At 67.7% G+C, this 26,996-nt stretch carries 28 protein-coding genes, 2 tRNA genes and 2 pseudogenes; 16 read left to right on the forward strand and 16 right to left on the reverse strand.

Translation table 11 applies throughout. The annotated features are described in order from the left end of the window. Positions 1–89 precede the first annotated feature (89 nt). The 3 genes and pseudogenes from DRB96_RS44505 to DRB96_RS12195 form a co-directional block, all read right to left on the reverse strand. A pseudogene (locus DRB96_RS44505) lies at positions 90–596 on the reverse strand (MFS transporter); the annotation flags it as partial. Positions 597–964: 368 nt separating this feature from the next. After that, positions 965–1,294 (reverse strand): hypothetical protein, encoded by a 330-nt coding sequence (locus DRB96_RS12190; RefSeq protein WP_112448476.1) that lies wholly within the window; start codon positions 1,292–1,294, stop codon positions 965–967. A 73-nt stretch (positions 1,295–1,367) separates the two neighbouring features. After that, positions 1,368–2,237 carry an IS5 family transposase gene (locus DRB96_RS12195; protein ID WP_112448477.1) on the reverse strand — a complete coding sequence of 290 codons (870 nt, stop codon included), beginning with the start codon at positions 2,235–2,237 and terminating at the stop codon, positions 1,368–1,370. 98 nt (positions 2,238–2,335) lie between these two features. Between DRB96_RS12195 and DRB96_RS12200 the strand changes: the two genes are divergently transcribed. Both DRB96_RS12200 and istA read left to right on the forward strand, forming a co-directional pair. Next, a protein-coding gene (locus DRB96_RS12200; RefSeq protein ID WP_204357697.1) for an IS5 family transposase occupies positions 2,336–3,195 on the forward strand; the annotation gives its coding sequence in 2 pieces (ribosomal slippage) (positions 2,336–2,684 and positions 2,684–3,195; 861 coding nt in all). A 260-nt stretch (positions 3,196–3,455) separates the two neighbouring features. Then, the gene (istA, locus tag DRB96_RS12205) at positions 3,456–4,955 is read left to right on the forward strand and encodes an IS21 family transposase (protein WP_204357698.1); all 1,500 of its coding nucleotides are present in this window, start codon (positions 3,456–3,458) and stop codon (positions 4,953–4,955) included. Between the two features lie 39 nt (positions 4,956–4,994). Here istA and DRB96_RS12210 read toward each other — a convergent pair whose 3' ends face one another. Then, positions 4,995–5,285 carry a hypothetical protein gene (locus tag DRB96_RS12210; protein WP_112448479.1) on the reverse strand — a complete coding sequence of 97 codons (291 nt, stop codon included), beginning with the start codon at positions 5,283–5,285 and terminating at the stop codon, positions 4,995–4,997. A gap of 50 nt (positions 5,286–5,335) precedes the next feature. Here DRB96_RS12210 and DRB96_RS12215 point away from each other — a divergent pair, with 50 nt between their 5' ends. The 4 genes from DRB96_RS12215 to DRB96_RS12230 all read left to right on the forward strand — a co-directional run bounded on the left by DRB96_RS12215 (position 5,336) and on the right by DRB96_RS12230 (position 9,121). Beyond that, on the forward strand, positions 5,336–5,890 hold the full coding sequence (locus DRB96_RS12215) for an ATP-binding protein (protein WP_204357699.1): 555 nt from the start codon (positions 5,336–5,338) through the stop codon (positions 5,888–5,890). 215 nt (positions 5,891–6,105) lie between these two features. After that, positions 6,106–7,206, forward strand: a complete 1,101-nt coding sequence (locus DRB96_RS12220; RefSeq protein WP_204357700.1) for a tyrosine-type recombinase/integrase — start codon at positions 6,106–6,108, stop codon at positions 7,204–7,206. Then, positions 7,203–8,135 (forward strand): tyrosine-type recombinase/integrase, encoded by a 933-nt coding sequence (locus DRB96_RS12225; protein ID WP_204357701.1) that lies wholly within the window; start codon positions 7,203–7,205, stop codon positions 8,133–8,135. The genes DRB96_RS12220 and DRB96_RS12225 overlap by 4 nt, the downstream gene beginning before the upstream one ends. Further along, the gene (locus DRB96_RS12230) at positions 8,132–9,121 is read left to right on the forward strand and encodes a tyrosine-type recombinase/integrase (protein WP_112448480.1); all 990 of its coding nucleotides are present in this window, start codon (positions 8,132–8,134) and stop codon (positions 9,119–9,121) included. Before DRB96_RS12225 ends, DRB96_RS12230 begins: the two co-directional genes overlap by 4 nt. A 48-nt stretch (positions 9,122–9,169) precedes the next feature. Here DRB96_RS12230 and DRB96_RS12235 read toward each other — a convergent pair whose 3' ends face one another. From DRB96_RS12235 to DRB96_RS12245, 3 genes and pseudogenes are all read right to left on the reverse strand, one after another. Next, the gene (locus tag DRB96_RS12235) at positions 9,170–9,748 is read right to left on the reverse strand and encodes an SMI1/KNR4 family protein (protein WP_112448481.1); all 579 of its coding nucleotides are present in this window, start codon (positions 9,746–9,748) and stop codon (positions 9,170–9,172) included. A 236-nt stretch (positions 9,749–9,984) separates the two neighbouring features. Further along, a pseudogene (locus DRB96_RS12240) lies at positions 9,985–10,449 on the reverse strand (ATP-binding protein); the annotation flags it as partial. 17 nt (positions 10,450–10,466) lie between these two features. Further along, the gene (locus tag DRB96_RS12245) at positions 10,467–11,804 is read right to left on the reverse strand and encodes an IS21 family transposase (protein WP_239517722.1); all 1,338 of its coding nucleotides are present in this window, start codon (positions 11,802–11,804) and stop codon (positions 10,467–10,469) included. A gap of 582 nt (positions 11,805–12,386) precedes the next feature. Between DRB96_RS12245 and DRB96_RS42855 the strand changes: the two genes are divergently transcribed. Further along, positions 12,387–12,551: a hypothetical protein gene (locus tag DRB96_RS42855; RefSeq protein ID WP_162688403.1), complete on the forward strand. Its 165-nt coding sequence runs from the start codon at positions 12,387–12,389 to the stop codon at positions 12,549–12,551. A 66-nt stretch (positions 12,552–12,617) separates the two neighbouring features. Here DRB96_RS42855 and DRB96_RS12255 read toward each other — a convergent pair. After that, positions 12,618–12,694, reverse strand: a tRNA-Met gene (locus tag DRB96_RS12255). Positions 12,695–13,200: 506 nt separating this feature from the next. Here DRB96_RS12255 and DRB96_RS12260 point away from each other — a divergent pair. From DRB96_RS12260 to DRB96_RS42860, 6 genes are all read left to right on the forward strand, one after another. Beyond that, entirely contained in the window at positions 13,201–13,515 is a 315-nt protein-coding gene (locus DRB96_RS12260) for a hypothetical protein (protein WP_162688603.1), read from the forward strand. Between the two features lie 501 nt (positions 13,516–14,016). Then, on the forward strand, positions 14,017–14,427 hold the full coding sequence (locus DRB96_RS12265; protein WP_239516803.1) for a transposase family protein: 411 nt from the start codon (positions 14,017–14,019) through the stop codon (positions 14,425–14,427). A 250-nt stretch (positions 14,428–14,677) separates the two neighbouring features. Next, a complete protein-coding gene (locus DRB96_RS12270; RefSeq protein ID WP_239516178.1) occupies positions 14,678–15,232 on the forward strand; it encodes a hypothetical protein in 555 nt (184 codons plus the stop codon). A gap of 707 nt (positions 15,233–15,939) precedes the next feature. After that, positions 15,940–16,461: a hypothetical protein gene (locus DRB96_RS12280; protein WP_112448486.1), complete on the forward strand. Its 522-nt coding sequence runs from the start codon at positions 15,940–15,942 to the stop codon at positions 16,459–16,461. A gap of 180 nt (positions 16,462–16,641) precedes the next feature. After that, positions 16,642–16,715: transfer RNA gene (locus DRB96_RS12285), tRNA-Met, on the forward strand. A gap of 245 nt (positions 16,716–16,960) precedes the next feature. After that, a complete protein-coding gene (locus tag DRB96_RS42860; protein ID WP_162688404.1) occupies positions 16,961–17,659 on the forward strand; it encodes a hypothetical protein in 699 nt (232 codons plus the stop codon). A 179-nt stretch (positions 17,660–17,838) separates the two neighbouring features. Here DRB96_RS42860 and DRB96_RS12295 read toward each other — a convergent pair whose 3' ends face one another. The 3 genes from DRB96_RS12295 to DRB96_RS12310 all read right to left on the reverse strand — a co-directional run bounded on the left by DRB96_RS12295 (position 17,839) and on the right by DRB96_RS12310 (position 19,560). After that, positions 17,839–18,117 carry a hypothetical protein gene (locus DRB96_RS12295; RefSeq protein WP_112448488.1) on the reverse strand — a complete coding sequence of 93 codons (279 nt, stop codon included), beginning with the start codon at positions 18,115–18,117 and terminating at the stop codon, positions 17,839–17,841. A 353-nt stretch (positions 18,118–18,470) separates the two neighbouring features. Next, positions 18,471–18,851, reverse strand: a complete 381-nt coding sequence (locus tag DRB96_RS12305; protein WP_112448490.1) for a hypothetical protein — start codon at positions 18,849–18,851, stop codon at positions 18,471–18,473. 76 nt (positions 18,852–18,927) lie between these two features. Next, positions 18,928–19,560: a hypothetical protein gene (locus DRB96_RS12310; RefSeq protein ID WP_204358017.1), complete on the reverse strand. Its 633-nt coding sequence runs from the start codon at positions 19,558–19,560 to the stop codon at positions 18,928–18,930. A 619-nt stretch (positions 19,561–20,179) separates the two neighbouring features. On the opposite strand from DRB96_RS12310, the gene DRB96_RS42865 reads away from it, so the two are divergent. Continuing rightward, positions 20,180–20,320: a hypothetical protein gene (locus DRB96_RS42865; protein WP_162689063.1), complete on the forward strand. Its 141-nt coding sequence runs from the start codon at positions 20,180–20,182 to the stop codon at positions 20,318–20,320. Positions 20,321–20,592: 272 nt separating this feature from the next. After that, positions 20,593–20,961, forward strand: a complete 369-nt coding sequence (locus DRB96_RS12315) for a VOC family protein (RefSeq protein WP_112448492.1) — start codon at positions 20,593–20,595, stop codon at positions 20,959–20,961. A 48-nt stretch (positions 20,962–21,009) separates the two neighbouring features. Here DRB96_RS12315 and DRB96_RS12320 read toward each other — a convergent pair whose 3' ends face one another. From DRB96_RS12320 to DRB96_RS12330, 3 genes are all read right to left on the reverse strand, one after another. Next, positions 21,010–21,849 (reverse strand): transposase family protein, encoded by an 840-nt coding sequence (locus tag DRB96_RS12320; protein ID WP_112448493.1) that lies wholly within the window; start codon positions 21,847–21,849, stop codon positions 21,010–21,012. A gap of 57 nt (positions 21,850–21,906) precedes the next feature. Next, positions 21,907–22,362, reverse strand: coding sequence for a hypothetical protein (locus DRB96_RS12325; RefSeq protein ID WP_204357702.1), 456 nt, complete (start codon positions 22,360–22,362; stop codon positions 21,907–21,909). Between the two features lie 199 nt (positions 22,363–22,561). Next, the gene (locus DRB96_RS12330) at positions 22,562–22,849 is read right to left on the reverse strand and encodes a hypothetical protein (RefSeq protein WP_112448495.1); all 288 of its coding nucleotides are present in this window, start codon (positions 22,847–22,849) and stop codon (positions 22,562–22,564) included. Between the two features lie 242 nt (positions 22,850–23,091). Between DRB96_RS12330 and DRB96_RS12335 the strand changes: the two genes are divergently transcribed. Continuing rightward, complete coding sequence (locus DRB96_RS12335; RefSeq protein WP_112448496.1) at positions 23,092–24,546, forward strand: NaeI family type II restriction endonuclease; 1,455 nt, start codon at positions 23,092–23,094, stop codon at positions 24,544–24,546. Between the two features lie 223 nt (positions 24,547–24,769). On the opposite strand, the gene DRB96_RS12340 is transcribed toward DRB96_RS12335, so the two are convergent. Together DRB96_RS12340 and DRB96_RS12345 are read right to left on the reverse strand one after the other, a co-directional pair. Then, positions 24,770–25,600, reverse strand: coding sequence for a DUF1932 domain-containing protein (locus DRB96_RS12340; RefSeq protein ID WP_343234697.1), 831 nt, complete (start codon positions 25,598–25,600; stop codon positions 24,770–24,772). Positions 25,601–25,605: 5 nt separating this feature from the next. Next, positions 25,606–26,973: a hypothetical protein gene (locus DRB96_RS12345; protein WP_112453364.1), complete on the reverse strand. Its 1,368-nt coding sequence runs from the start codon at positions 26,971–26,973 to the stop codon at positions 25,606–25,608. Positions 26,974–26,996 lie beyond the last annotated feature (23 nt).

Consider the following 26,996-nt stretch of genomic DNA (forward strand, 5'->3'; position numbering starts at 1 on the left):
AGGTCGAGTCGGTCGGCCTTACGGACGGTCGATTCGGGGATGACCTTGCGTCCGAGGAGGAGTACGGCCAGGCCGACGGGCACGTTGACCAGGAAGATCGGCCGCCAAGACAGCCCGAACAGGTCGGCCTGGGTGAGCACGCCGCCCAGGACCGGGCCCAGGACGTTGGCGATGGCCAGGACGGCCCCGTACAGGCCGAACGCCTTGCTGCGGTTGTGGCCTTCGAAGGTGACGTGCATGGTCGCCAGGACCTGCGGGATCATCACGGCCACGCCGACGCCCTGGAGCAGGCGGGCGCCGATCAGCTCGCCCGGGCTGGTGGCCAGGCCGCACAGCAGCGAGGCGCCGGTGAACACGAGGGTGCCGATCAGCAGGATCCTGCGCCGGCCGTAGATGTCACCGAGCCGTCCGCCGGTGATCAGCCCGACGGCGACGGGCAGCGAATAGGCGGTGGTCAGCCACTGCACCGCGACCGGCCCGGCACCGGTCGACTCCTGGATCGCAGGCAGGGCGGTCAGGACGACGGACTGGTCGAGCATGTTCATCAGCTCGGCGGTCAGCAGAACCAGGAGGGCGATCCAGGCTGCCAGGGCCATCTTCGAGGGTCGAGGTGATGGGTGGGTCGGGGTCTGGGTGGTGGTGTGCTCTGGCTCGTTGTCGAGCGCGGAGGAAGACAAAACGGGAACTCCTGATCCAAAGGAATCGGGGAGCCCTGCCGACAGCCGCACCGGGGCCGAAAAACACCAAAGCCCGGGGCAGACGGCAGAGCTGCACCCGGGACAGAAAACTGCGGGGATGGGTGACGCAACTCAGGCCAGCGCGACGTCCGCCCCCGGACACGTGCGACAACACAGCACGCGGGGAACACGGACGACCACATGGCCTGGTTAATAGGACGTCACCTCAAGATCGACACAGATGGAACAAGAACTCCGGTCACTGCCACCGACACCTAGGGCGTGTTTTAGAAGTTGCTGGTGTGCTGGGTGGGCCATCCGGGAAAGTCGCGGGCGGCCATCCAGATGGTGAGGTCACGGGCGATCTGGTCGATGCTGGTCACGGTGGCGACGTCGTGTTCGCGACGGGTGGTGTCGCGTCGGACGACCTCGTAGCCGCCTTCGTCCAAGACCGCGACCGAGGTGAACCACACCGGGTCGTCCTCGTCGGGCTGGATGACGACGAAGGTGTTGTCCGAGTCGTTGAGGTCGTCGATCAGCATGAACAGCGCGTCCTCGGACGGGTCCTCGATGTGGTCGCCGCTCTCGCTCTCGGCCCGGTAGTACGCAGCCCCCATCGGCCCTGTCTCCCCTCAGCCCGCTGACCTGATCGCGGCCAGAATGACACGCGGGGCTGACACTTCAGGCAGGTCACAGCCATTCGTTGATCGCGACGATGAGGACGGTCGCTTCGAAGCGGACCGCGAGCTTGTCGAACCGGGTGGCCACCGCCCGGTTCCGCTTCAGCCGGTTGATACCGCACTCGACCGCGTGCCGGGCCTTGTAGTCCTCGCGGTCGAAGGCCGGAGGCCGCCCGCCGACCATGCCCCGCCGTTTGCGGTGGCCGGCCTGATCGGCCGGTTCCGGGATCGTGCAGCGGATCCCGCGCCGACGCAGATAGGCACGGTTCGCGCGCGACGAATACGCTTTATCGCCCCGCACCCGCAATGGACGGACCCGTGGCCGGCCCAGCCCGAGGCGAGGAACCCGGATGGCTTCCAAGACGGCCGTGAACTGCGGGCTGTCTCCCCACTGACCGGCTGTGACAAGCAGCGATAACGGCCTCTGCCCTTGTTCGCAGGCCAGGTGAATCTTCGTGGTCCAGCCTCCGCGCGACCGGCCCAGGCCATGGTCGTCGGGTTCGTCCTGGCGGCCGCCCGGCGGCTCCTTCTGAGCCTGGCCGTCGCGCCGGGCACCGGCCGCGTGCTGATGGGCCCTGCAGACCGTGGAGTCGACATTCACCTCCCAGGTGATCAGACCGGCCGCGTCCGCCCGTGCCTGCAACCCGGCCAACACCGCCGACCAGACACCATCGCGTTGCCAGCGGCGGAAGAGCCCATACACCGTCTGCCACGGACCGTATTCGGCTGGCAGATCCCGCCACGGGGCACCGGTTCGCACCCGCCAGCGGATCCCATCGATCAACCGCCGCCGGCACACCGAAGGCCTGCCCAACACCGCGACCGGCAACAACGGCCCCAGCACCGCCCACTGGTCATCTGAAAGATCCCCTCGCCCCACACCGAGATCATCACGGCACGAGGCGAGACACGGACCCCAGTTCTAAAACACGCCCTAGGGGGTGTCTTCAAAGAGTGATGAGGGGGCATCATGTCCGTATGGTGCGTCGTCATGAGCTCACGGATGTCGAGTGGGAAGTGTTGTCCGGACTGTTGCCGCGGGCGTCATCAGGGCGGCCTCGGCTGGATGATCGAGTGGTGTTGAACGGCATCGTCTGGAAGTTGCGGACGGGCACGGCCTGGCGTGACGTACCCGCGCGGTACGGGCCTTGGCAGACCTTGTATACGCGTTTCCGCAGGTGGGCTCTGGATGGGACGTTCACGAGAATGTTGATGGCGGTCCAGGCGGAGAAGGACGCGGCCGGTGACATCGACTGGCTGGTGTCGGTCGACTCCACCGTCGCCCGTGCCCATCAACATGCCGCGGGCGCCCGTAAAAAGGGGCAGGGACAGGGGACGAAGTACACGATCACGCCCTCGGACGATCCCGAGGCGGACTGACGACCAAGATCCACCTCGCCTGCGACGGCCGCGGCCGGCCCCTCGGCTTCGTCCTCACGGGCGGCAACGCGGCCGACTGCACCCACTTCGAGCAGGTGATGGACGCGATCAAGGTCCTCCGGGTCGGGCCCGGCAGGCCTCGAACCCGCCCGGACCACGTTCTGGGCGACAAGGGCTACAGCTCCCGCAAGATACGCGCCTACCTGCGCAAACGCGGGATCGACCACACCATCCCCGAACGCCGCGACCAGCGAGCCAACAGACGACGCAAAGGCCGAACCGGCGGCCGCCCCTGCGGCTTCGACAAGCAGCTCTACAAAAGACGCAACGTCGTCGAGCGCTGCTTCAACCGGTTGAAACAGTGGCGCGGCATCGCCACTCGCTACGACAAAACCCGCGAGTCCTACCACGCCGCCGTCACCATCGCCTCCCTCTTCCTCTGGCTCAACCCTCTTTGAAGACACTGCCTAGTAGTGCTTTGTTACGTGCTGTTGTGGGCCTGTCTTGGGGTGGGTTGTCGGCAGGTGGGGCAGGTTGTCGGCGGACGTGGCAAAGTCCAGGTGTGCGGCCAGTTGAGTCCCGGCTGATGGCCACCAGAAATCCAGGTGGATGGCCTTCCGGCCCGCGGTGTTCCTGATCGCTTCCTTGTCTGGAGGGGACCCCTCCGTCCGGTTTGCTGTTGTTTGCGAAGCATCAGCGAACTGGTCGAAGAGGTCCTGTGACGAAGTCTGACAGAGAGATCATGGAGATATTCGAGGCGTACGACCTGACCGAGACGGTCTGGTCGGCGGCCACCCTGACGGGGCACGACCCGAAGACGGTCAAGCGGTACGTCGAGGCCCGCGAGGCCGGGCGCAACCCGTATGAACGCGAGCCGCGGCCGAAGATGATCGACGCCTTCCTGGAGAAGATCGAGGAGTGGGTCGAGCAGTCCAAGGCGACGATCCGCGCCGACGTGGTCCACGAGAAGCTGGCGAAGATGGGCTACCCGGGCAGCGCGCGCTCGACCCGGCGTGCGGTGAACACGGCGAAGACCGCGTGGAAGGCGGGCAAACGCCGGACCTACCGGCCCTGGATCCCCGAGCCGGGTCGATGGCTGCAGTTCGACTGGGGAGAAGGGCCCCGTATCGGCGGGCGTCGGACCTGGCTGTTCTGCGCGTGGCTGTCGTGGTCGCGATTCAGAGTGGTCATTCCGGTCTGGGACTGCACCCTGGGCACGCTGGTGGCCTGCCTGGACACCGCCTTGCGCCGGATCGGCGGGGCGCCGACCTACGTACTGACCGACAACGCGAAGACGGTCACCGTCGAGCACATCGCCGGGATCCCGGTCCGGCACCCGCAGATGGTCGCCGCCGGCCGGCACTACGGTTGCCAGGTGGTCAGCTGCGTCCCCTACGACCCCGAGTCCAAGGGTGGTGCGGAGGCCACGGTCCGTATCGCGAAGGCCGACCTGGTGCCCACGGACGCGAACCTGCTGCCCGCCTACGACACCTTCGCCGAGCTCGCGGACGCCTGCCTGACCTGGTCTGATGCGGTGAACGCGCGCCGCCACCGGGCGACCGGACAGATACCCGCCGACCGCCTGGACATTGAACGCACCACGCTGCACGTCCTCCCGCTGGAGCCGCTGGCGCTCGCGCTGGGCGAGGAGAGGGTGGTCGGCTCGGACCGCACGATCAGCTTCAACTCGGTGCGCTACTCGACCCCGCCGGGCTATACCGGCGCCCGGGTCTGGTGCCGGGTGGTCGGCGAGGAATTGTCCATCACCGCTCGCACCAACTCCGGTGACCTGTCGGAGATCTGGCGCCACCAGCTGTCGGTCCCAGGGATTCCGCAGATCATCGACGCGCACTACCCCGATCACCCTGACGGCCGCGGCGTCCACCAGCCCAGACTGCAGCCGCGCTCGGAAGCGGAGATCGCGTTCGTGGGCATCGGCCCGGGAGCCGGCCGCTGGCTCAAGGAGGCCGGACCCGCCAGCGCGGTCCGTATCCGCGCCAAGATGGCCCGCGCCGTCGAGCTCGCCACCGTCATGGGCTCCGGCAGCGTCGATCAGGCTCTGGGGCTGGCCGCGACCGCCGGACGCTTCGCCGACGACGACCTGCTTTCCATTCTGGAGCACCTCGCGGCGAAGAGGCCCGCCGGTGAGTTCGTACGCGCGGACGAGGCGCACTCCGTCCAGAGCGGCACGATCGGCTGGCAGGCCCTGGGGCAGTAGACAGCGACCGGGAGCTGGTTGAAAACCAGCCGATCGGGGTCAGTCACCGATGAACCACAGATACAGGTGCGTCCCGCGCTCGACGACCTGACACAACTCGCGGGCCTGGGCAACCCAGTCGCCACCGCAGACGGCGGGAAGCCGGTCGAGTTCCGCCACTAGCAATGGCATCTGCCGATGATTGAACACAGCGTCCCCATACGGAGTCAGGGCGATGAGCATCGGGAAGTCCGCCGGGTCCAGATCCGCAAAAGCCGCGGTCCACTCCACACCGGCCTCAGCGCGAGCCACGATTTTCCTGCTGTCACCACGCACGGCCTGATTGATCATCCGCCGAGCTTATCGGCGCCCATCCCGACCTGCGAAGGAATATACGACCCGTGACGTTTCCCCAGGCCCCGGCCCTGCCAGAGGAGCTGGACAGGCTGATGCGCCGAATGCGCCTGCCCTATATGCGCAAAGCCGCCCCCGACGTGCTGGCCACCGCCCGCGCGCAACGCTGGGATCCCGCCGAGGTCCTGCGGCTGCTGATCGCCGAGGAGGTCACCGGCCGTGACGCCGCCACCCGACGATTGAGGCGGCACTCTGCGAACTTCCCCACCGGCAAGACCCTGGCTTCCTGGCGGGCCGAGGACTCCACGATTCCCGAGCCCACCCAGAACTCGCTGGTCACCCTGGAGTGGATCGGCCGGGCGGAGAACTTGGTGATCGCCGGCCCGTCGGGAACTGGAAAGTCGCACTTCACGGAGGGTCTGGCACAGGCCGCGATCGAGAAGGACCTGCGAGTGGCCTGGTTCACCCTGGAGACCCTGAGCGCGGCGATCAGCAAGTCGAAGGTCGACGGGTCCACCGCCCGCACCGTTGCACGGATCTGCCGGGCGGACCTCATCGTCGTCGACCTATGCCGACACCGCGACTATGCCGAAGCTGTGTGACTAGGTCCGCTCCTTCGTGGGGTTTCGGCTGTTCATAGCTCTGCATAGTTTCTGTTCCGGGCAGCCTCGAGTGCGAGGGGGCAGGGGGCTCCCGCGAGGGGGTGGCGATGCCGTTCGGAAGTGCGCGTCGGAAGGCGGGTGTCCTGACCGGGCAGGTCGAGGGCTACCGGGCCTGGCTGGCGGAGCGCGGGTACACGACCCTGACTGTCAGGAACATGCTCAAGGATCTGGGGCAGGTCGGCCTGTGGCTTTCCGGGCAGGGCCTTGATGCCGCCGATCTGGACGCGAAGCGGGTGGACCAGCACCTTTCCGATCTACAGAGGGCGGGTCGTCGTCGGGTGGCTGGGCCGCGCGGCATGGTCCCGCTGCTGATGTTCCTGCGTGAGGCCGGGGTGGTACCTGTGCCGCAGGTGACGTCCTCGCCGGCGGAGGCTCTGCTGGAGCGGTACCGGTGCTGGATGGAGTCCGAGCGTGGCCTGTCGGCGTCGACGATGCTGCGCTACGGGAACACTGCCCGACGCTTCCTGGCCGAACAGGCGACAGACGATGGGGAGTTCGCGCCGGAGGGGCTGACGGGGGCGGATCTGAGCGCGTTCCTGCTGCGGGAGTGCACCAGGGTCTCGGCGGGCTCGGCGAAGGGGCGGGTTGCCGAGCTGCGGTCGCTGATGCGGTTCCTGCACCTGCACGGCATCATCCCGATGAAGCTTGGCGGCGCGGTGCCTCCGGTGGGCGGTTGGCGCTTCGCTTCCGTGCCGCCGACGATGGCGGTCGGCGACGTTCAGCGGCTGCTGGACCACACTCCGCGCGAGGGGATGGTGGGCGTCCGCGACTACGCGATCCTGATGCTGGTGGCCAGGCTCGGCCTGCGCTCGATCGAGGTGGCCCGGCTGCTGCTGGACGATGTGGACTGGCGCTGCGGCGAGATCGTGGTCCGGGGCAAGGGACGCCGCGAGGACCGGCTCCCGCTGCCCGCCGACGTCGGCGAGGCCCTGGTCGCCTACTTGGACGGTCCCAGACCGCATCTGAAGGACCGCCATGTGTTCTTGACCTGCAGGGCTCCGCGCGGGCCGATCCGGGCGGACCTGGTCGGCGACGTGGTGGAGAGGGCGTGTCTGCGGGCCGGCGCTTCCAAGGTTGGGCCGCACCGGCTGCGTCATGCACTAGCCGCCGACATGCTGCGTCACGGCGCGGGGCTCACCGCCATCGGGCAGGTGCTTCGGCATCAGGACCTGGCAACGACCGCGCTCTACGCGAAGGTCGACTTCGTCGCATTGCGCGCAGTCGCCCAGCCGTGGCCCGGGATGGAGGCGGCGTGACCGATCTTCACCAAGCCCTCGACGACTACCTGCGGCTCCGCCGTTCACTGGGGCACCAGATGGCCGAAGCCGCTCACCTGCTGCCGGACTTCGTGACCTTCATGGACCTCCGCGGCGAACAGACCGTGACTATCGCCGCCGCACTGGAGTGGATGAACAGCCGCGAGCTCGAGGTGATCACGACGGTCAGCCCTCGTCGGATCACCGCTGTTCGTGGGTTCGCCCGCTACCTGAGCGGGATCGACCCGGCAACCGAGGTGCCGCCGCTGGGACTGGTGCCTTACAACCGGCGCCGGGGCCGGGTCTTCCTCTACTCCGACGCCGACATCGCAGCAATCATGGCCACGGCCAAGGAGACGATCCCGCAGCCGCTGCGGGCGGCGACCTATCACACGCTGATCGGGCTGCTGGCCGCATCGGGCCTGCGCATCGGCGAGGCCATCAAGCTGGACCGCGACGACATCGACTGGAACCAGGGTGTGCTGCACATCCGCGAGTCCAAGTTCGGCAAGTCCCGATTGGTCCCGCTGCAGGGCAGCACCACGAACGCGTTGCGCAAGTACGACAAGGTGCGCGAAGACCTGATGCCCAGGCCCCAGGACCCCGCGTTCTTCATCTCCCGCACCGGCAAGCGGCTGATCTACGCCTGCGTGCACCCGGTCTTCCGGGCCTTGGTCGACACCGCCGGCGTCGGCCTCGACGCCCCGCACAGACCTCGACTGCACGAACTGCGACACACCTTCGCCGTTCGAACCCTGCTGCACTGGTATCGCACCGAGGACAACATCCAGGCCAGGATCCCGTCACTGTCGACCTACATGGGACACCGCGAACCGGCCTGCACCTACTGGTACCTGTCAGCGGCCCCGGAACTGCTCGCCCTAGCCGCCGTCCGCCGCGACGGCGTCCGGAAGGCGGCCCGCCCATGACCCTGATCGCACCCACCCTGCAGGCGTTCTTCACCGACCGGCTCGCCCGCCAGCGCCAGGCCAGCCCCCGCACCATCGCCGCCTACCGCGACGCGCTCCGCCTCCTGCTCGGCTTCGTCCGACAACGGACCGGCACCGCTCCGGCGAAACTGGACTGGAACGACCTGAGCGCGGACGTGATCTCGGCATTCCTGAACCACCTGGAGGACGAGCGCGGCAACAGCACCCGAACCCGCAACGTCCGCCTGACCGCGATCCGCTCCCTGTTCTCTTACGCCGCCCTCCAGCACCCCGAACACGCCCTGCTCATCCAGCGGGTCCTGGACATCCCACCCAAGAGGTTCGATAAGCGGACTGTCACCTTCCTGACCGGTCCGGAAGTCGATGCGCTGCTGGCCGCGCCGGATCCGAAACGCTGGGAAGGACGACGGGACAAGGCCATGCTGGCCCTGGCCGTCCAGACCGGCCTACGCGTCTCTGAACTCACCAGCCTGAACCGCGACGACATCACCCTCGGCGACGGCGCCGCCGTCCGCTGCGAGGGCAAGGGGCGCAAACAGCGCACCGTCCCACTCGACCGCCCTATCCAGAGCCTGCTGAGCTCCTGGGTGAACGAACGCGCCGGCCACGGCGGCGACCCCTTGTTCTGCACCCGCACCGGGCGTCGGCTCAGCCGCGACGCCGTCGCCCAGCGCCTGAGCACCCACGTACGCACTGCCGCACAAGCTTGCCCGTCCCTGATCGACAAGAGCATCCACCCGCACGTCCTACGGCATAGCTGCGCGATGTCGCTGCTGCAGGCCGGTGTCGACACCACGGTCATCGCGCTGTGGCTCGGCCACGCCGGCGTCCGCTCCACCGACGCTTACGTCCACGCCGACATGACCATCAAGGAAAAGGCCCTCGCCCTCACCGCACCGGTCACCGCCCGCCCGGGCCGCTACCAACCCACCGACAAGATCCTCGCATTTCTCGACCGTCTGTGACTGCCTTGATCGACGCGAATCGAGTCGCTCGAAGTGTTCTCGCCCGTCTCAGGGCGTGGTCAGCTGACTCCCTGCCAGCCATTGCATATACCAATCGTGGAAGTCCGGCCCTGGGCTAAGGGGGTGTCCGCAGCCGATGTCGTCCGTCCAGACCTGTCCACGCCCCGGGCCGGTGACCACCAGGCGATAGAAGGAGCCGCAGCCGATCTCGGCAATGATCAGTGATCCGGTGAACCAGCACGGCGAGAAGTCCTCCTCGCCGGGGGAGTGCTCAGCGCAGACGGACCGCTCGTCCGAGGGCAAAAAGGGACCCGTGTGAGGGAAAGGAACAGACAGCAGATCGGCCCAGTTGGCGCCCAGGTCGCCCTGTGAGTCGACCCACGGCTTGCTGCCGAACTCGTACAGTCCGTATGCCGGTCCAGCGCCCCCGCTGCCCACCGTGGTGATGAAAGAGCGGTAGGCGCCCGGGAACTCGAACCCGTGCCGCTGCTCGAACTTGGCCACGACATCCTCGGCCACAGGCGGCCCGAGCATCCAGCGGTGCCTCCGCGCACCGAAGTCCCGGCATTCGGGGTCTGCCTCCGCCCGCGTCCGAAGTCGCTCACGCAGCGCGTCGATATCCCACATGCCCCCACGATATCGCCCCGCTCCCAGACCCAAGCAGCACTCGGCACCGCCTCAACCCAACTGCAGCTTCCGTCAAACTGGGCGTATCCATGGTGCCGACTATGCCGAACCGGGATGCGCTTTCGACCGCCTACAACCGTTCCACTACTGTCCCGCTCGGCATAGTCGCGGTGTCGGCATAGGTCGATGACCAGCAGCTTCGGGCCGGCGAAGAAGTTCATGCAGGACTTCCACCGGCCTTCGAGAGCGGCCTTGTGGCAGCGGGCCGAGAGCTCGGCGGCGGTGGTGAAGTAGACACGGTGCCCCGCTTCGACCGCGGCCCGGCCGAGCGCGACGGACAACATGGTTTTGCCGACTCCGGGCGGCCCCACGAACAGGACGTTGGAGGCGTCGTCGAGGAAGCGGAGGGTGGCCAGGTCCCGGATGAGCTTCTCGTCGACGCCGGGCTGGGCGGCGAAGTCGAAGTCGTTGAGGGTCCAGGGTTCGGGCAGGCAGGCGAACCGGAGCCGGGCCGCCAGCCGGCGGGCCTCGGTGGCCTCGACCTCGATCTCCAGCAGCCGCTCCAGGGCCGCGGTCAGCGACATCCGCTCACTCCGGGCCTGGTCCAGGACCCGGTTCAGGGCCTCGGCGGCATCGTTCAACTTGAGGTAGGACAGATGGCCTCGCAGCTGCTGGAAGCGGCGTGCTTCGCTCATCTGCATCGGCGACGATGGTGTACTCACTCCTCGTTCTCCTCCTTCGGTGAGGGAGCTGTCCGCAGCCGGTCGGCCACGGCGGCATAGTGAGACAGGTCGATCACGACCCGTTCGGCCGGATCCCCGGCCGCCGGAAGCCCGCGCAGACGCTCGGCCTCCGCGAGAGCGGCCGCCGAGGGCGGCCTTCGGACCTTGGTCTTGCATGGAGCCCGGTCGGAAAACGACGCGAGCACGGCTCGCTCCAGTGCGATGACGTGGCCGTTGTCCCGGACGGTCTGCCCTGATCCCCGAGGGGCCCGGCGGTGCTGGGCGATGACCGCCCGGCCCGCGGTGGCGATCCGCAGGACGTCGTCGCCCAGGCGAATGAGGACCCTGACCTGGACTCCGGGCAGGCCGGGAGGGACGGAGTAGAAGTTCCCGTCGAAGTGGACCAGGCTCTGCGGGCTGACCGTCCGCTCGACTTCCAGCTCGGCCGGGAACGGCCTCACCGGGATGTCGAGCATCGGCTCGGCCGCGGCGAGCTCACCGACCGTGGTGGCCACTCCGTCGATGCGCCGCCGCCGCTCGTCCATCCGGACGGCCAGCTTGTCGACGCCGGACTGGGCCTGGACGACGGTCAGCCCGTCCGGGACCGTGCGCCACCATCGTTGAGCGGCCGAGTCGTTGGCCTTCTCCACCACTCCCTTGCGGTTGCCGCGACGGGGCGGACAGATATCCACGCCGGCTCCGTAGTACTTGGCGACGGCGGCGAAGGAGGAGGTCACCTGCCCGCTGGAGGGGTAACAGACCGTCGCCATCCGGTCAAAGCGCCACCGGCGGGCCGTTCCACCGAGTTTGCGCATGACCTCGTCGAGGGCCTGGACCAGGTGAGGGAAGTCCTCGGACTCCGAGAGGACCGCCCGCCACCGGCCCGAATGCGCGAGCGCCCCGACCAGCAGATGGGCGTGCTCACCCACTCCCCACCCCTCTGGCGGGCTCGGCAGCCCCAGCCAGTCGAACTGGATCTCCTCGCCGGGCGGATGCGCGATCACCGCGACGTTCCTGCCGGTGGAGGCGTGGCAGGGCTCGCAATGCGGGCGAACCTGGTAGCGGCGCAGTGCCCGGGTGAAGGTCGAGTACGCGCCCTCATAGCCGAGTTCGGTCACCTCGTCGAACAGGGTCGAGGCCCACAGATGCGGATCGTCGGCGAGGCGTTGGCGGCAGTAGGACAGGAACGGCACGAACGCGTCCGGGCCCTCGCGTCGCTCGCCGGGGGTCCGCTCGCCGTTCAGATAGGCACGGATCGTCTTGCGATCACGGCCCAGATGCCGTGCGATCGCAGAGATCGTCCATCCCTGACGACGCAGAGCATGAGCGTCCACGTCTTCCTCCCGAGTGAGCATTCAGGCCCCCGAACAGGCCGAACTCCTAGCTCACGCAGGCTCTCCACGACACGCCGACACCAGTTCGACACGCCGGGAGGATCACACAATCGATGGGGAGATCAAGAGAGCAGGTTTGCCCCACCCCAGAGCGACAAGTGAGGAAATCCAAATATCCCCATCACCCAGCGGGGGCGGTACTTCCCCCCGGCGCCGGCAGGGTTTATGTGGGTCAAGACCGCAGAAGCGAGCGACGGGGAGACGAGCTACGAGCTTGGCCGGGTACCGGGCAGCCAGGCACCGTGGGTGTCCACCGAGCTCGTGTTCCCTGCCATCACACCGCAGGTCCGTGGGCCCATCTCACAGCCGCATTACGCTCTCCCCGCCGTACTCGCTGCTGCCGAACCCGACCCGCTCAAAGGAGCTCTTGATGCGGTGTGGGATGCGCTGAACACGTACGGAGAGCACTACCCCGAGTTGTTGGATGAGATCCGGTCGATCTGGGGCGGGCGGATGTCCGTGCCGGATGCGAAGCTACGGCCGGCTGCCCTGGGCCGACGAGTGCGGAGCGGACGAGGGAGCATGGCGATGGTCAACTACCGGGTGAAGTGGGTACGCGCGAGCGACGGCAAGGCCATGGTGTCCACGGTGAGCTACGACCAGCCCAGCGCCGAACACCGCAAGGCAGATCTCGAGGCGGAGAGCGCCACGGACATCAAGATCGTGAAGGTGCGGCCCGGCGAGTAGAACCGCCCACGCGGGCGTTGAATGCGAACAGCCTCCTCGACCTGGTGGTCGAGGAGGCTGTTGCGTTGGTAGCGGGGACAGGATTTGAACCTGCGACCTCTGGGTTATGAGCCCAGCGAGCTACCGAGCTGCTCCACCCCGCGTCGGTGAACACCACCCTACGGCACTGGCCCCACGCTTCCGACCGAGTATCCGGACGGTGAGGCGCTCCCGTTCAACCCGCAGCGTCCCGGGTCCGCCGCACTGTCCCTGACAGTGGTCAGCCCGTACTCCTCGGGAACGGACCGGGGAGTGTCTCGGACTTCCACGACCGCCCCTCCAGCGGACCAAGCTGAAGGGGCGGAGGGCCGCCCGTGAGACAGCCCGTACCGACCTGCGCACCCGCCCAGATCGGCCCGTGTGCGAGGTGGCCTGTTGACTGTACTGACGGTGCACGCGCCCCGGCGCCGTGATTCGGGGCAGGGCGGGCGGTCGGACCCTGACCGCCCGTTCTCGACGACGAGGGCCAACCCGCTCGCGCCAGGCGTTCGGGGCCCGGGAGGTGGATATCGCGCGTCGGAACCCCGGGGAGCGCGGGGGGGGCGAACTGCGCCTGGCTATGGGACAGTTCATGATGTTGTGTCACCGGCTGCTGGGGGAAGGGCGGAATATGGCGGACGAGGGGGACGGCTGGCTGACGGAGCGCCAGGTGAGCAGCTTGTGGCCGGGCGTCGGTACTGGCTCGGTGTATGTGAATGCGCTGGCCCATGGGGTGCGGACCCGTACGGAGAGCTGGATGACCACTACGGGCTATGCCGGCAAGATGTGGTATCACGCCGACGACGTGCGCCGAGTGGCCGCGCAGGTAGCAGCCGAGCCACTCAAGGGGCCGTCCCAGGTACCGTGCTGTCTGGTGCTGATCGTTCTGGCAGCGGCACCGCTCGTGTGGCTTGCGATACAGATAGAAAGCGCAGGCGGGTGGTGAAGGTCAAGTGTGTGGCTGCGCGGCCGGCCAGCCGCGAGATGCTGGGGTGTCAACTGCATCATCTCTGGCTCGTTGGGCAGGGCGCTTCCGAGCCTCAAGGAGAGGCCGATCAGATGCCTACACGCGTGGGTACGGCGTCCGCACGTCCGTAGTCGAGCATCTGGGTGAGGACTTGTCGGAACGTGATGAGGCCTTCGGCCGGCGCTTCGCGTTGGTACTAGCCGGGGCCTGCCTCCTCCTGTCGCATCTGGGCCCCGCATCTTCCCCTTGCCGCTGTGTCTTCTTCCCGGGAGGTGTCCGGTCATGGTCCTTTTCCTGGCGCTGCTCATCGCGGGAAAACTGGGCTCTTACAAGATTTTCGTAGGTCTTGATCGGGATTGCTGACGGGTCGTGACATCCGTTCCCTGCGGCGGGATGCTGCGACTGTGTGACGAGATGTTGACGACGCTCTTGCCGCAGCTCAACGTGGTCGTGGTCGAGTCCGTGGAGGTCGAGAGGGACATGGTGGTGGTGACCGCACGTACTCGTGCGGGGCCAGTGCGATGTCCAGGGTGCGGGCAGCAGTCGTCCTGGGAGCACAGCCGCTACGTACGCCGCCTCGGAGACGAGGCCATTGGTGGCCGGGCGGTGCGGATCGACTTATCGGTGCGCCGTCTGTACTGCGAGAACACTGCATGCTCCAAGGTGACGTTCGTCGAGCAGGTCTGCGGGTTGACCGTGCGCTACCAGCGGCGGACCCCTGCTCTGCAGCTTGTGGTTGAGGCCGTCGCGGTCGCCTTGGCCGGCAGTGTGTCGGCGTACGCCATGTGCTCAGCGAGGTACAGCCCAAGGTGCTCAGCCTCCGTCGCTGGTTCAGGCTTGATTCATCCCACCGGCGCCCCCATCCGCCGGGCGGCCGCCCCCACCCACTGAGGGCGGCCCCCCGGGTTCCCCCGCTCCGGTCTGCGATCACGGATCGGCAAACCCGGGCTCCTCCGTCCGGGGCCAAGGGTTGGATGTGCGGACGTCCCCCGTCCACGACCGTCCCGGCAGAAAGGCGCCGACGATGACATCGCCCAGGAAAGTAGTCCTGACCAAGGCATCCCCGACGGTCTCCCTCGGCAAGCACGGCGTGACCTCGGGGCTGATTAGGGTCAACCTGCAATGGACCTCACGGCGGGCAGTGGCAGAGAGGGACGCCCGCGAGGCACGCGGGCTTTTCCGGAGGATCCGGTCCTCCCTGCGCACGAGCGCGGCCAAGGACGTGGACCTCGATCTCGGCTGCATGATCAAATGCCGCGACGGCAGTAAGACCGTGGTCCAGGCGCTCGGCAACGCGTTCGGCGCGGTGGATAGCTTCCCCTACGTCGCTCTGGACTCGGACGACCGGACCGGCACGAGTACAGCGGGCGAGAACCTGGTGATCAATCTGGACCACCAGGACGTGTTCTCCAAACTGCTGCTCTTCGTCTACATCTACGACGGCGCCGGGGACTTCGCCGGCCTCGACGCCGTCGTAACGCTCACGTCCGACCGCGGCGATTCCTTCGAGGTGCGCCTGGACGAGTGCCCGCCGCAGGCGCACGCGTGCGCGATCGCCCTGGTCAAGCGTCAAGGACGGGAGCTCGTCGTGGGGCGTGAGGTCAGGTGGTTCACGCCGCAGGACGGCCCGGGCGTCCAGGACGTCATCTCACGGGCGTACCGGCTCGGCATCAAGTGGAACCCCGGGAGGAAGTGACCGCCGCGCAATCGCCAGCGATAGCGGCTGGGGATGGGCTCACTTCGCTCCAGGTGATCGTGACGCCGCCTGTCCTGGAGATGTACAACTCTGGTGGCTTTGACCTCTGGCCCTGCCTATACCCGTCCGCCGGCCAGCCCTCGGCTTCTTGCAGTTTCCGGCCGACGATCAGTTCGCAGTGACACAACGCGACCGATACCCGGGGGTAGTGAACCCGCCGAGTTCAGGTAGCCAGCGAGGGCCTGCGGTCCTGATCGACGCGAGTATCGGTGCCCCGTAGAAGCGTGGACGATCGTGTAGAACAGCGCCATGACCAGCGCAGCGTGCTCCCTGCCGCAGGCGGCAGGCCTGCCCCGTGTACCCCGGCACCTGGCCCTGATCCTGGATGGGAACCGGCGCTGGGCCCCAGGCCACGGGCTACCCGTGGCTGCGGGAAGGCCGACGGTCCACGCTGGCCCGGGTTCGCGCGCCGGACCGGGCTGGCCACCCCCCGACACTGCGTCGGCACCGTGCAGGCCCGCAGCCCGAGCCGCCACACCGTCGGGTGACGCGACTCAGCCAGGCGAGTGACAGCGGCGACCACCGGATGCCACCTGGCGGGCCGGTGTTCCAGGATCGGTGCCGCCGCAGTCTCCGGCGGATTGTGTGCCGACCGAGTCAGTGCCGTGCGATCGGTTCGACCACGGCTGTTCGAGGAGTCCCGTCCCATGCGTTCACGAGTCATCGCCCTCATGGCCGCCGCCGTCGCGGCCACTGCGGCGCTCACGCAGCCCGCCCACGCCGCCCCGCTCATGGACGGGGTCTACCGGTTCGCGTCCCTTGCGGACGGCAAGTGCCTGGTCTGGCCCAAGATGCACGCACCTGTCGGCACAGTGTCACTGGGCGAATGCGCGGACGCCACGTACACCTCGGCGAACTGGCACGTACAGCAACGGCCCAACGGAACGATGGACGTCTCCGTGCCGAACTCGTTCCCGCGCGGCTGCATGAGGTTGACGGACGACCACAAGGTGGGGATCAGCGACCAGTGCGACAAGTACGCCGAGTGGACCGTCTTCTATGGTTCTGCCGGGCCAGACAGCCCGGTGTGGGCCGACATCGAGCACACCCCCGGCGACCGGTCCACCTCGTGGGGAAAGCTCGTCGACGACCCCGGCGTGACCGCCCGGCTCGTGGTGAGGCCGACCCCCATCGAGCCGCACCACTGGGCCTTGCAGCCGGCCGGCTAGGACCTGCCAGCGATCGCATGCACAGCGGGCACGGAACGGAAGCCCCCCACAGTGCGCACGCTCGGGCAGTCACCAGGTAGCCGGGCAGGTAGTTGTCCCAAGAGGCACACCGCCAGACCGCTGAGCAGGGCAAAGACGGTGAAGGACGGCCCCGCAGTGCCGTAGGGTGGGTTTCACCGACGCGGGGTGGAGCAGTTCGGTAGCTCGCTGGGCTCATAATCCAGAGGTCGCAGGTTCAAATCCTGTCCCCGCTACTGAGCAGAAGGGCCCGGATCCACAAGGATCCGGGCCCTTCTGCCATACCCGGCAACGCGGCGGGCTTCGCGGCACTATGCCGCGAAGCCCTCGTCTCGGGTGGCACTGCTCAGCCCAGGCACCTGTCGCTGTTGCCGCGCTCGAGTAACTTGATCCCGCCTGTGCCGCCCGTCGGCTACCCACAGACCAACGGCGTTGTTCACGGTGGGCCTCCCGGCATGTGCCGCATGACCAGATGTGCTGGGTGACAGATTCGGTGCTGCCGACACCCGCACTGCGTACCATCGCATTCACACTGTTCAACACGGCAGATGGCGGGCACCCCATGACTACAGCAACCAACCCTGCTCAGATCAAAACCGATTACGCGCAGCAAATCGCTGGCGATCTCGCAGCGAACCAGACTGCACAGGAGCAGACGCGCGCGGAACTGCAACGACTGCAGGTGGAATTGAGTCAGCTGGAGGACAACGAGAAGGTTCTGCTGAAGATGCAGGAAGCTTTGGGTATCGAAGCAGAACCTGTGACTCCTCAGGTCGCGAAGCGCAGTACTCGGCGTACATCGGTGCCTGCCGCGCGCAGTGGCGCCCTGGAGAAGAAGGCCACAGTACTCAAGCCGGAAGCCGCTAAGACCTCCCCCACGCGGGGGGCTACCGAGAAGGCCCGGACTCGGAAGAAGACCGAGGGTCCGTCCTGGCTTGAGCTTGTCACCGCTGTCGTCACCGGTCAGACAGGACCGAAGTCCGCGGCCGAAGTCGCAGACATGATGAGCGCGGCCCATCCTGAGCGCAAGGTGCAGGCAGCCGTCATCCGCAATACCCTCGAACAGGGCGTCGCCCGGGGGCTCCTCGAGCGCTCCAAGCAGGGACGTTCCGTCTACTATAACCTGGTCAGCACTCCCGCAACAGGACCTGACACCGAGTCGGCGAACGCGGTCTCATAGAACAATGCGCCACCCGCGCATCTACCCCCTTCTCCCCCAGCGAGCCAAGCTCCGGTGCGCCAGCAGCATCAGTGAGCCTTTTCCGACCGGCTGGGTCGGTGGGCGGCGTGCACGCAGACATGCCGGCGGCCCAGGTGCTGGGCCGGTGCGTGGAGTCAAACCGGATGTACGGCCCGAAGTCAGGAGATCTTCGGCCGTCCGACCGCCTTGGGCCGCCAGACGTCGAGGTCCAGAGTCGTCGTGAGGCACTCGCCCTCCGCGCGGACCACCAGGTCGGGATGATCGATCCCCGCCGCGAACTCCTCCGCTCGTACCTCGTCGAGCAGGAAGACGAAGTGCTCGATCAACACAGGATCGTCCTTGGGGTTGCCGTCCGGATCCACCTCGGTGTTCGCGCGGTCCAACGCCAGGCAGAGCACCGTCCTGAACACCTTGAGGTTATCCGCCCAGAGGAGCACAGTCGCTACGCTCGCCGCTGCGGAACTGTGGGCGGACAAGGCATGCCAAGGCGCCAACCTGCACATCCGAGGCCGCCGACTCAGGCCCGGCTGGCCGAGACGTCGCTGACACCGACCGAACGCGCTGAGCGGGCGGAGAAGGCGTGGGCTGCGTTGCCGGCCTGGAACAGGTACGCGCCGACCGCCAGCGAGCAGCACGAACTCGCCCGGCGCCTGGCGCAGGTGCAGCGACCGTGAGCGAAGCGATGCGCATCGTGCTGGACGAGACGGCAATGGCCGCGGCCGGGCAGCGCAACCTCCCGGCTGATCCGTCGGCCAGGGCGCCGGCACGCCGATGCACTCGAGCGACGTTCTCAGATGCTACTGACAACGCCGCCCCTCGCAAGGAGCAACCCGGATCCGGTCGATGGCGTGCTGCCGTCGGCGGGGGTGAGGGTGTAGAAGACCGTGATGGAGCCCTCGGTGGCGGCGTCCAGGACGCCGTCCCAGGGGATGGTGTAGCTGACGGAGGTGGTGTCAGCGGTGACGCTCACGATGCCCTGGGTCTTCGCGGCCAAGGTCTGCCCGGTGGTGGTGTCGCTGTAGACCGTGACCTCGAAGGTGACCTTGTCGCCGGCTGTGAAGGGTATTTGGTCCACCTTGACGAGGACGCCATTCCAGGGCTTCTGCAGGCAGTTGATCGAGCCGGGGGGCTCCTCAAAGGGAAATTCCGGGAAGTCGAGCGCGATCGACATGCAGGCTCCTGATTGCCGAAGGGCGGTCTGACCGGTCGCCCCCCGCCGCTTGGCTGGCGAACCGAGGTTCGGTGGCTTAAGGCTGTGGCGTTACGGCCGGTGCCTCAAGGTCGAGCGCGCGGGCGAGGGCGGCGGTGACGGTAGCCCCGTGGCCGGGCAGGTGTTGCAGGATCCAGTCGGTGGCCAGCGTAAAGAAGTCGGTCAGGTCGCGTTCGACAGCCTCGAGGAGGGTGCGGAGCTCGGTGACGGACAGTTCGATCACTGGGCTGTCGCTCTGCTCGCCGTTGACTGTGAGCCGGACGGTGTCGCCGAAGCGCTCGGCCATGGGCGACACCGGGTCGTGGCCGAATCCGAGCAGGCTGCCACCGTCAGCGAATTGGTGCCAGTCGCGCCAGTCCTCCAGCCCGTCGCAGCAGCCGGGCTGGAAGGTGACGCCCGTGGACGTGTCCGTGACCTGCAGACCGCCAGCAGCGAAGACGTTCTCGAAGGTCAGCAGTCCGTGAAGGAACGAGGCGAGCGGGTCGGCCGGCCGGGGCGGCCCGTCCTCGTCGGGGTCGCTGTCATTGAAGCTGGCGATGCTCGCGATCGCTGCCCCGACCTCGGCGGGTGAGAGCTCCCCGGCGAGGGGCAAGAAGCCGAACCGCTCGACATCGGCTACAGGCCAGAGGTCGAAGGGGTCAGGGGTGCACATCTCCAGGACGGGCCGCATCACGATCACCCGACGAAGTGTTCCGCATCCCGCCCACACACCGCCTCCCCATTACGTCGGGCACTCCGGCCTCAGCCAACGAGCTGGTCACCTTCGGTCCGCCGCCTGGCCAAGACGGACCAGGTCATCAAAATCGGCAGTGGCCCACCCACGAGGACAGCGCCGGTGAGCCTGTCTGGTCAAACTTCAGCGCAGGTCAGCGGGGAGCGGGGTCGGTCGTGGTTCACGAGCGCGGGTAGCCGTGTCCGGCGGCGCGTACTCGCGGTACGGGAGCACGGCGACGCCGTGGAGGGCGATGCGCTCGGACTCCACGGCGTCGCCGTGCCGGTCCCGTTGGCGCCGGCTTCGTCGATCGCCTGCAGCAGCCGCGTCAACCGATCCCTCTCCGAGCCCGCGGGCAGCGGGCCGTGCGGGGGGCGTGGCCCGGGAGGCACACGGCACTCAGGCACCACATCGGGGAGTGCGTCCCGGACAAATCCAGCTCGTCCCTGACCACGACCGCCGGAATCAGCAGTGCACGGTTCGAATCCGGCGATCTAGTGCTGTGACCGGGAAGGTTCGCCGGGTTGCTCGTGGTGCTGGTTGGAAAGGAGTTCTCCAATCAGCGTGGGGAGGCGGGATGGCGCAACCGGTCCGGGTTCGCGGGCTGACCGAGCAGGAGGGGAAGCCGCCCGCCTACGCTCGACCACCGCTGGCGAGCGAACTCCTCCTCACCCGGCCCGTACTCCCCGGACCGCAGCAGCAGCTGCGCCTCCTGTAAGCCAGCAACACCAGCATCGCCGATAGCGGTGGTCACACTGGGGCCGAGTATCCGAGGCTGGCGCCGGCGGTTGGCGGAGCCACAACACACACTGAAGCTCCGCCATCTTGAAGTGGCTGGTCAGCGGGGTGGCGTGACCTCGTTTCGGGGTGCTCGTGCTGGTCGTGGGTGGCAGTCTGTGTTGTCGATCGTCCGGCGGGATGGTTTCGCCGATGAGTTCACCGTCCTCGAACGGTCTACCCAGCGACACGACCGTTCTCGACAGGAGTGCCATGTCCACCATCCAGCCCGTGATCCTGACTGCCGACCAGGACGTTTTGCTCGTCTTTTATACAGAATTGTTCGGCGCTGAGGAGATCTTCCGGGTACCGGAGGAAGGCGCCGCCTTCTACCTCGGCCTGCGCATCGGCGACACCGACCTCGGGCTGGTGGCCAAGGCGGACCCGGGGACCGGGGCGGCGTCGCGGATCCTGCTCAGCATCGGTGTCGACGACGTCGACGAGACGCTCGCCCGGGTGGAGGCGCTCGGCGGCTCGGTCAGCGGAGGCCCCAACGACATGCCGTGGGGACAGCGCGTCGCCCACATTAAGGACCCCGACGGCAACCCGGTGAACCTCACTCAGCCGATCCCGGCCCGGTGACGCGGTTCCCGGGGGCATGTGCTGATCGTGGGCTACCTGCGGTAGAGATCAATCGCCGGTAATGGCCTCGATGTTCGTCAGGACGAGCAGCGCGCGAAATAGGTGGGTGGCGCGGGCGGGGTCAGTCCGGAGCTTGGTGAGGATCCGCCAGTTCTTCAGGTGGGCAAAGCCGCGTTCGACGGGGACGCGTCCGGCGGCAAGTGCCCGGTTGGCGTCCTTCTGGCCGGGGGTCAGCTTGCGGGCGCGGGTGGCCTTGAATCCGGTGACGACTACGGGGTTGTCCGGATCGTCGTCCAGGCCGAGGAAGCCCAGGTCGGCCAGGGCGCCGAGGCCGGCAGCGCGCAGGTGGGCCAGCAGGTGGTCGCGGCGGGCGGCGGTGATGTCGTGGGTGCGGCCGGGCCGGGCAGCGGAAATCCAGATCAGCCGGCCTTTCTCGTCGGTCAGGGCGAGGACGTGCAGGCCGTGACGGTGATGCTTGCCGGAGTAGTTCGGCCGGTTCGCCTTCCCGGTGCGGCGCTGGGTGGGGATGAGGGTGCCGTCGATCAGGACGGCCTCGCCGCCCCGCCGGGCGATCTTCTTCAGGGCGCGGTCCAGGCGTGGGGCCTTTGCGGCCAGCAGGCCGATCAGCTCGTCCCGCCAGCGGCGCACGGTGGTGGCGGAGATGTCGTTCCCGCCGGCCATGTCGGCCAGGCGCTGGTCGTGCCGCAGTACGGCCAGGACGATCACAGCGGTCTTCCCAGGTGGCAGTGTCCGCCACCTCGACCGTATCGCTTTGAGATGGCGGCGCAGCAGGTCGGCGAGGTAGGTCAGGGTGTGCGTGGACAGCGGCAGGCGATACTGGTAGACCAGGGACACGGCGTCCCCGGCGTGCTTTCTGGTATTCGTCACACAATTCCAACAGCCGCCGGGGGCACCTCGGTTACGCCCCGTCGCTGTGCGGCCTGGTCACGCGCGGGTGGTGAACTTCCCGTCTGGGCGTTTGTGCAGCCAGCCGCGGTCGGCCAGCTTCGTGAGCTTCCCGCGCAGCGGCTCCAGCTTGCCCCTCACCCCGTTGTCCAAGCCCAGTACCTCGCCGATCTGCCGGGTGGAGACCGGGCCGCCGGCCTGCCGCACGGCGGTCAGGATGCGCTGGTACTCCGCCGGCAGCGCAGACTCGGCCGACCCCGGCGCACGATCCGGAACCAGCCGCACCGCCCGACCCGCCACTTGGACGACCGGCGACCCGGCCTCCATGCGCTCGTCGGCGAGCTGCTCATTCATCCGCTGCCACACCCGCTCGGCCACGGCGAGCTCATCCCGCTCAGCCCGTACCTCCGACAGCTGCTTGACCAGCTGTTCTTCGAGCCCGTCCAACTTCGCACGCCGCGCGGCGATCCGCTCCAGCACTTCGGGATCCATCATGCGCCGGAGCGTAGGAGCGGCACCCGCGACGACGGACGGGAATCCGCAAACCCGCCCCTGCCCAACGATCTACACCCCAGACTGCCGCCCACGACCAGCACGAGCACCCCGAACCGGCGTCACACCAGCACCCTGACCAGCTACTTCAAGATGGCGCAGCTTCACTGTTCGATGGGCCAGTCGTGCGGAGCCCGTTGCCTCAGGGGGCAGGCTGCGAGTGATCCCGTTCCTCCGGGGCCAGTTCGGCCACCGGGTCACGGCCGCTCTCGTCTTCAAGTTGCCTCTCCGGCCCGGAGTCCAGCTCGGAAGGCCGGCCAACGTGTCCCACGCGCCATGTCGAGTAGAGAGCCGACAGCGCGATGGTCACTGCGGCGAGCGACTCGGGTGCGACACCGAGCGCAACGAGGGCCACTCCCGTGGCCAGCACGGCCACGAGGGCTGCGAAGTCGTACATGGAGCGGCGGGGGGACGGCGAGCGCTGGGGCATGGCGGCTGGACTCCTCTTGTGGCGTGAGTGACGGAATCAGAGTGTCGCCATGTTGGTCATCCCGGTAGCATTTTCTCGGTTCCATCAGAGAGAACACGACTGTTACCGAGAGAACTGGGCTGATGTCAGGGCGATCACAACAACGCGGCGGGCGTCCACCTGGCGTTCCGTGCGGAGAGTCTGATGCAGAGAATCAACTCGTCATATTCCTGCGCACCCTTCGGGACGGTGCTGGCCTGTCGGTGGAGCAACTGCACGTCCTACTGCCCGACAGGGTGGGCGACGCCGCGAAGCCAGGCCTGTCGACCTTGCACCGACGGCTGAGGGGCACCGACCTCAAGAACCACAGGGGTCTGGTCAAGGCCGTGGTCGACGCATGCGTCAGGGACGAGGCCGAGGCGGTCAAGGCCAACAAGAGGGCTCGTTCGCTGCTGAAGGTGGCATGGCGGCCGCCCTCCCCAGGCGAGCCCGACGGGCACAGGGGTGAGGACTGCACCGCCCACCTCGCGAAACTGGTCCGAGTGCAGGAGCAGCTACTGAAGACCAGCTCAGCCCTTGGCCTGGCCCTCCAGGCCAAGGAGCGGGCCGAGGCCGATCTCGACGCGCGCACGAACTCCCGCGATGACGAACACACCGACTTGCTGCGCAGGCTGCGGGAGGCGATCGGCGAGCGGGATACAGCACGGCAGTCTGCTCGGGAGGCAGCTCAGCGGATCACAGCACTAGAAGGACTGCTTGCCGCTGCCAGGTCATCCCCGGCACCTGGTGGAGAAGGGCAGCCGCAGCCCGAGCCGGAACGGATCCCCGGCAGCGATGAAGTGGCAGTGGTACGGGAGGAACTCCTGAAGCTCGACCCGTACGGGCGCCGTATGGCGGCTGTCATCGAGCAGGCTGTGGAGCGATTGCTCGACGGGGCACACACAGGCCGGTATCGCTGGGAGGACCTAAGCAAGGCAGAGAAGACGATGTCGGGGCAGCTCGTGGAGAACCTGATGCGTCACCACTTCCACTTCGAGCCCGGTCGAAAGCTCGACTTTCGGATCGCCGGGGTCGATGTGGATCTCAAGATCACAGCCGCTGCCAACTGGACGATCCCCACGGAAACGGAGGACGGCCTTTGCCTTCTGGTCCGGATCGACCACCGCAAGGGATCGTGGAGCCTCGGAGTGGTGAGGGCGACGGAAGAGTTGCTGCAAAGGCCCTTTGGGAGCCGGGACCGTAAGCGGACGCTGAGCCGTGCGGGTCACGAGGCGATCGAATGGATCCATCGAGACGTCCTCTTGCCTGTGAACATCCTTGATCGGCTTCCGGACGACGAGGTGCGCGCGATCCTCGCTGAAGCATCCGGACAGCGCCGCGTGAACCAACTGTTCCGCGTGGCGCAGCGCCAACCGGTGACTCGTACGGTCGTCGCCACGGTCGCGAGGCAGGAGGACGCGCCGAAGAGAGTGCGAGACGCCCGCAGAGCGCTGGCGGCGGAGGGCATTCTCATCCTTAGCCACCAGAGCTCCCATCCGGAGATCGCCAGGACATTGGGGCTGCCGGTTCCCGAGAAGGGGGTGTGGGTCAGCGTTCGCCTGGCGCCTACCACGGAAGACGACGAAGGCGCAGGACGATCGGTTCTCCTCTCCGGTACGCATTGGAGGCTGGCGAAGCCGGATGACGAGCCGAGTCCTCTCCCGGCGTCGGAGTGGTGATGCCCAACATGTTCGACACGGCCCCCTTGTCGCTGTGCTTGGCGGAGCGCTCGCAGCGAGTACTTCGGCATGTACAGCGGTAGCCGTCTGTGATGCACCAAGCTCGACCTTGACGACCGGGAACCGTCGTCCCTCCGCCGCGCGGCTTCACACCCGTCCACTCGCCTCATGGACGACGAGGGGGCGCTCTCGACCTGCATCCGGGGTCAGACCTGGCCGCTGCTCAATCACCCTTACTCCGCAAGTGGGCCAGCACGTCAGCAAGGTTCAAGTCGTACTGGTCCTTGTCTCCTTCCCAGCGCGACATCACCGCCACCGCGGCCTCGGCCATGTCCGCGGGCAACCCAGCCTCGAGGAGGGTCTTGGCGATGTCCTCCATCTCGGGGGCCCAGCGCCAGGAGCGTGCGGCCACGCTCGGCAGGTATCCGGGATCGGAGAGGATGTTGGACGCCATCATCTGCGCCTCGGCCGTGAGCTCGTCGCCGACGCCGTGTGCATTTGCCAGCGCGTGGGCCACGCCGGCGAGGGTTCGGGCAGCCTTCTGGTAGCTGGCGAACGCCATCTTCAGCGCGGAGGCGGAGCCGACACCTCCACTCGCGCGGCGCACGTGCAATGCAGTGTCCCTGAAGAGGGGCTCTATCGTATCCACGGCCTGGGCTTCGCCGGCCAGGTAGAGACGAGCAGCCCTCTGGCCACCAGGCGGCGGGCCGAAGATCGCCCCATCTAGGACTATGGCGCCCGGCCTGATCTCCTCCGCGATTCTCTGCATGCGCTTGGGGTTGATCGCGTTGGCGTCCACGTACACCCCGGTGAAGGCGTGGCCAGCAACCGTTGCAGCGACGTCTTCGGCGGCCTGCGGAGGACAGATCGACAGGACGATCTCGCTGCGTTCCAGCGCTTCGCCGAGCGAGTCACATGCGGTGGCGCCGGCTTCCTTCGCGCGCCGGTGGGTGGCGTCGCTGCGGTCTTCCGGCACCCACAGCACCTCGTGGCCTGCCTTGACGGCCTGGGCGGCGACGGCCGCGCCCATGGCGCCGGGGTGCAAGAGGGTCATGGTCGTCACGGGCTGCCTCCTGGCGGGAGCTGAGCGGGCATGCGTTCCTGATGAGCAATGATCACCTCACGGAGGCCGATCGCGGCAGGTGATCCGGCCCCGGGGTGCAGCGCGAGCTGGCGGCTGAAGTGGCCGAGCCGGCGATCGACGCTCTCGGTGCGGCGCCGGGCACTGACCCCGAGGACAGCGTGGATCTGCGTCGCGGCCCCGTCGATGTCTCCTCGGCCCAGCCGCGCCATGGCCAGGTCCATGCGGGCCAGGGACATCTCGCCGAGTCTCTGCTGCTCCGGCGGCGCGGACTGGAACATCTCCACCGCTTCGTCGGCGCGGGCCTCGGCGTCGCTGAGGTGCTGCGTGCCGGCAAGCCAGAGGTGCGTGCTGCTGGAGTAGAACAGTTGCTTCTCGGCGGGGAAGGCCATCATTCCGCCGGGCAGTTCGTCCCCTTCGACGAGACGCTCGCGCAGGCGGTCGGCGGCGCTCAGGGAGGCCATGGCATCGCTGCCCCGGTTGAGCTGGCCATAGGCGCGTGCCTTGATGCTCTCCAGCCGGATCTGCGCCGTGCCGGATTCGGGGGTGAACGCGCTTCCGGAGTCGGCGAGGCGTACGGCGTCTACGGGGCGGCCGTCCCAGTACGCGATGAGTGCCTGGAGTCCGCGTACCCAGGAGCGCAGTCCGTTGTGGCCGGCGAGCTCGCCGAATAGGAAGGCGGTGCGTGCCTGTGTTTCGGCGGCGCCGTAGCGGCCCAGGTCGAAGCTGGCATTCGCGAGTACGCCGCACAGGACGCCGGCACCTACGTAGAGGTCGCTGGTGTACCGCGGTGGCTGACGTCCTTCGAGGAGTTCGAAGGCACGGTCACGAAGGGCACGTACCTCGCGGAACAGTGGCCCGACGGGCCGGTTGGGGTACGTAATGACGAGGCGGCGGATGTCAGCTTCCAGCTGCTCCAGCGTGTGCGGTCCCACGTTGCTGCTCTCTGCCCTGGCCGCGAACTGCGCCGACTCATTCGCCGCCGCCATGACCACGTCTTCAAGGCCGTACTCGGATGGATCCACTGCGTTGCGGTCGTCAGCCGCCGGGTAGTGCGGCGAGGCCGTCGGCTTGGGCTCCGCAGGCCCGAGGAGTCGGGCGGCCGGGAGGCCCGGGAACATGAACTCGAGGACGCGGCGGCCGACGGTCTGCGGTGTCCGGACCTCGCCGTGCGCGTACCGGAAGAACTGCCGCTTCTCGATCGTCGCGGTCGCGATCGATGGCGGCCCCTCCAGCTCGGCTAACTGTTTGGCCGCCTGCTCGTAGCGCCGCTTGAAGACCTGGTAATCCTGCCAGCCCCGCTGGTTGATCAGAGTCTGGAAGAGGGTCGGTCCTGATGGCTGCACAGCCGCTCCCTCGTGCTGGGGGT

The sequence above is a fragment of the Streptomyces sp. ICC1 genome (assembly GCF_003287935.1).
Taxonomy (GTDB): Bacteria; Actinomycetota; Actinomycetes; order Streptomycetales; family Streptomycetaceae; genus Streptomyces; species Streptomyces tritrimontium.

Bases quoted from the DNA above. Each gene is read 5' to 3' on its own strand.
- DRB96_RS12340 (WP_343234697.1), bottom strand. From the start codon at position 25,600: ATGACCCTCTTGCACCCCGGCGCCATGGGCGCGGCCGTCGCCGCCCAG.
- DRB96_RS12230 (WP_112448480.1), top strand. From the start codon at position 8,132: ATGACCCTGATCGCACCCACCCTGCAGGCGTTCTTCACCGACCGGCTC.
- DRB96_RS12305 (WP_112448490.1), bottom strand. From the start codon at position 18,851: ATGTCGATCGCGCTCGACTTCCCGGAATTTCCCTTTGAGGAGCCCCCC.
- DRB96_RS12190 (WP_112448476.1), bottom strand. From the start codon at position 1,294: ATGGGGGCTGCGTACTACCGGGCCGAGAGCGAGAGCGGCGACCACATC.
- DRB96_RS12220 (WP_204357700.1), top strand. From the start codon at position 6,106: ATGCTCAAGGATCTGGGGCAGGTCGGCCTGTGGCTTTCCGGGCAGGGC.
- DRB96_RS12310 (WP_204358017.1), bottom strand. From the start codon at position 19,560: ATGCGGCCCGTCCTGGAGATGTGCACCCCTGACCCCTTCGACCTCTGG.
- DRB96_RS42855 (WP_162688403.1), top strand. From the start codon at position 12,387: ATGGCGATGGTCAACTACCGGGTGAAGTGGGTACGCGCGAGCGACGGC.
- DRB96_RS12330 (WP_112448495.1), bottom strand. From the start codon at position 22,849: ATGCCCCAGCGCTCGCCGTCCCCCCGCCGCTCCATGTACGACTTCGCA.
- DRB96_RS12325 (WP_204357702.1), bottom strand. From the start codon at position 22,362: ATGATGGATCCCGAAGTGCTGGAGCGGATCGCCGCGCGGCGTGCGAAG.
- DRB96_RS12235 (WP_112448481.1), bottom strand. From the start codon at position 9,748: ATGTGGGATATCGACGCGCTGCGTGAGCGACTTCGGACGCGGGCGGAG.
- DRB96_RS12210 (WP_112448479.1), bottom strand. From the start codon at position 5,285: ATGATCAATCAGGCCGTGCGTGGTGACAGCAGGAAAATCGTGGCTCGC.
- DRB96_RS12265 (WP_239516803.1), top strand. From the start codon at position 14,017: ATGGTGGTGGTGACCGCACGTACTCGTGCGGGGCCAGTGCGATGTCCA.
- DRB96_RS12315 (WP_112448492.1), top strand. From the start codon at position 20,593: ATGTCCACCATCCAGCCCGTGATCCTGACTGCCGACCAGGACGTTTTG.
- DRB96_RS42865 (WP_162689063.1), top strand. From the start codon at position 20,180: ATGGCGCAACCGGTCCGGGTTCGCGGGCTGACCGAGCAGGAGGGGAAG.
- DRB96_RS12260 (WP_162688603.1), top strand. From the start codon at position 13,201: ATGGCGGACGAGGGGGACGGCTGGCTGACGGAGCGCCAGGTGAGCAGC.
- DRB96_RS12280 (WP_112448486.1), top strand. From the start codon at position 15,940: ATGCGTTCACGAGTCATCGCCCTCATGGCCGCCGCCGTCGCGGCCACT.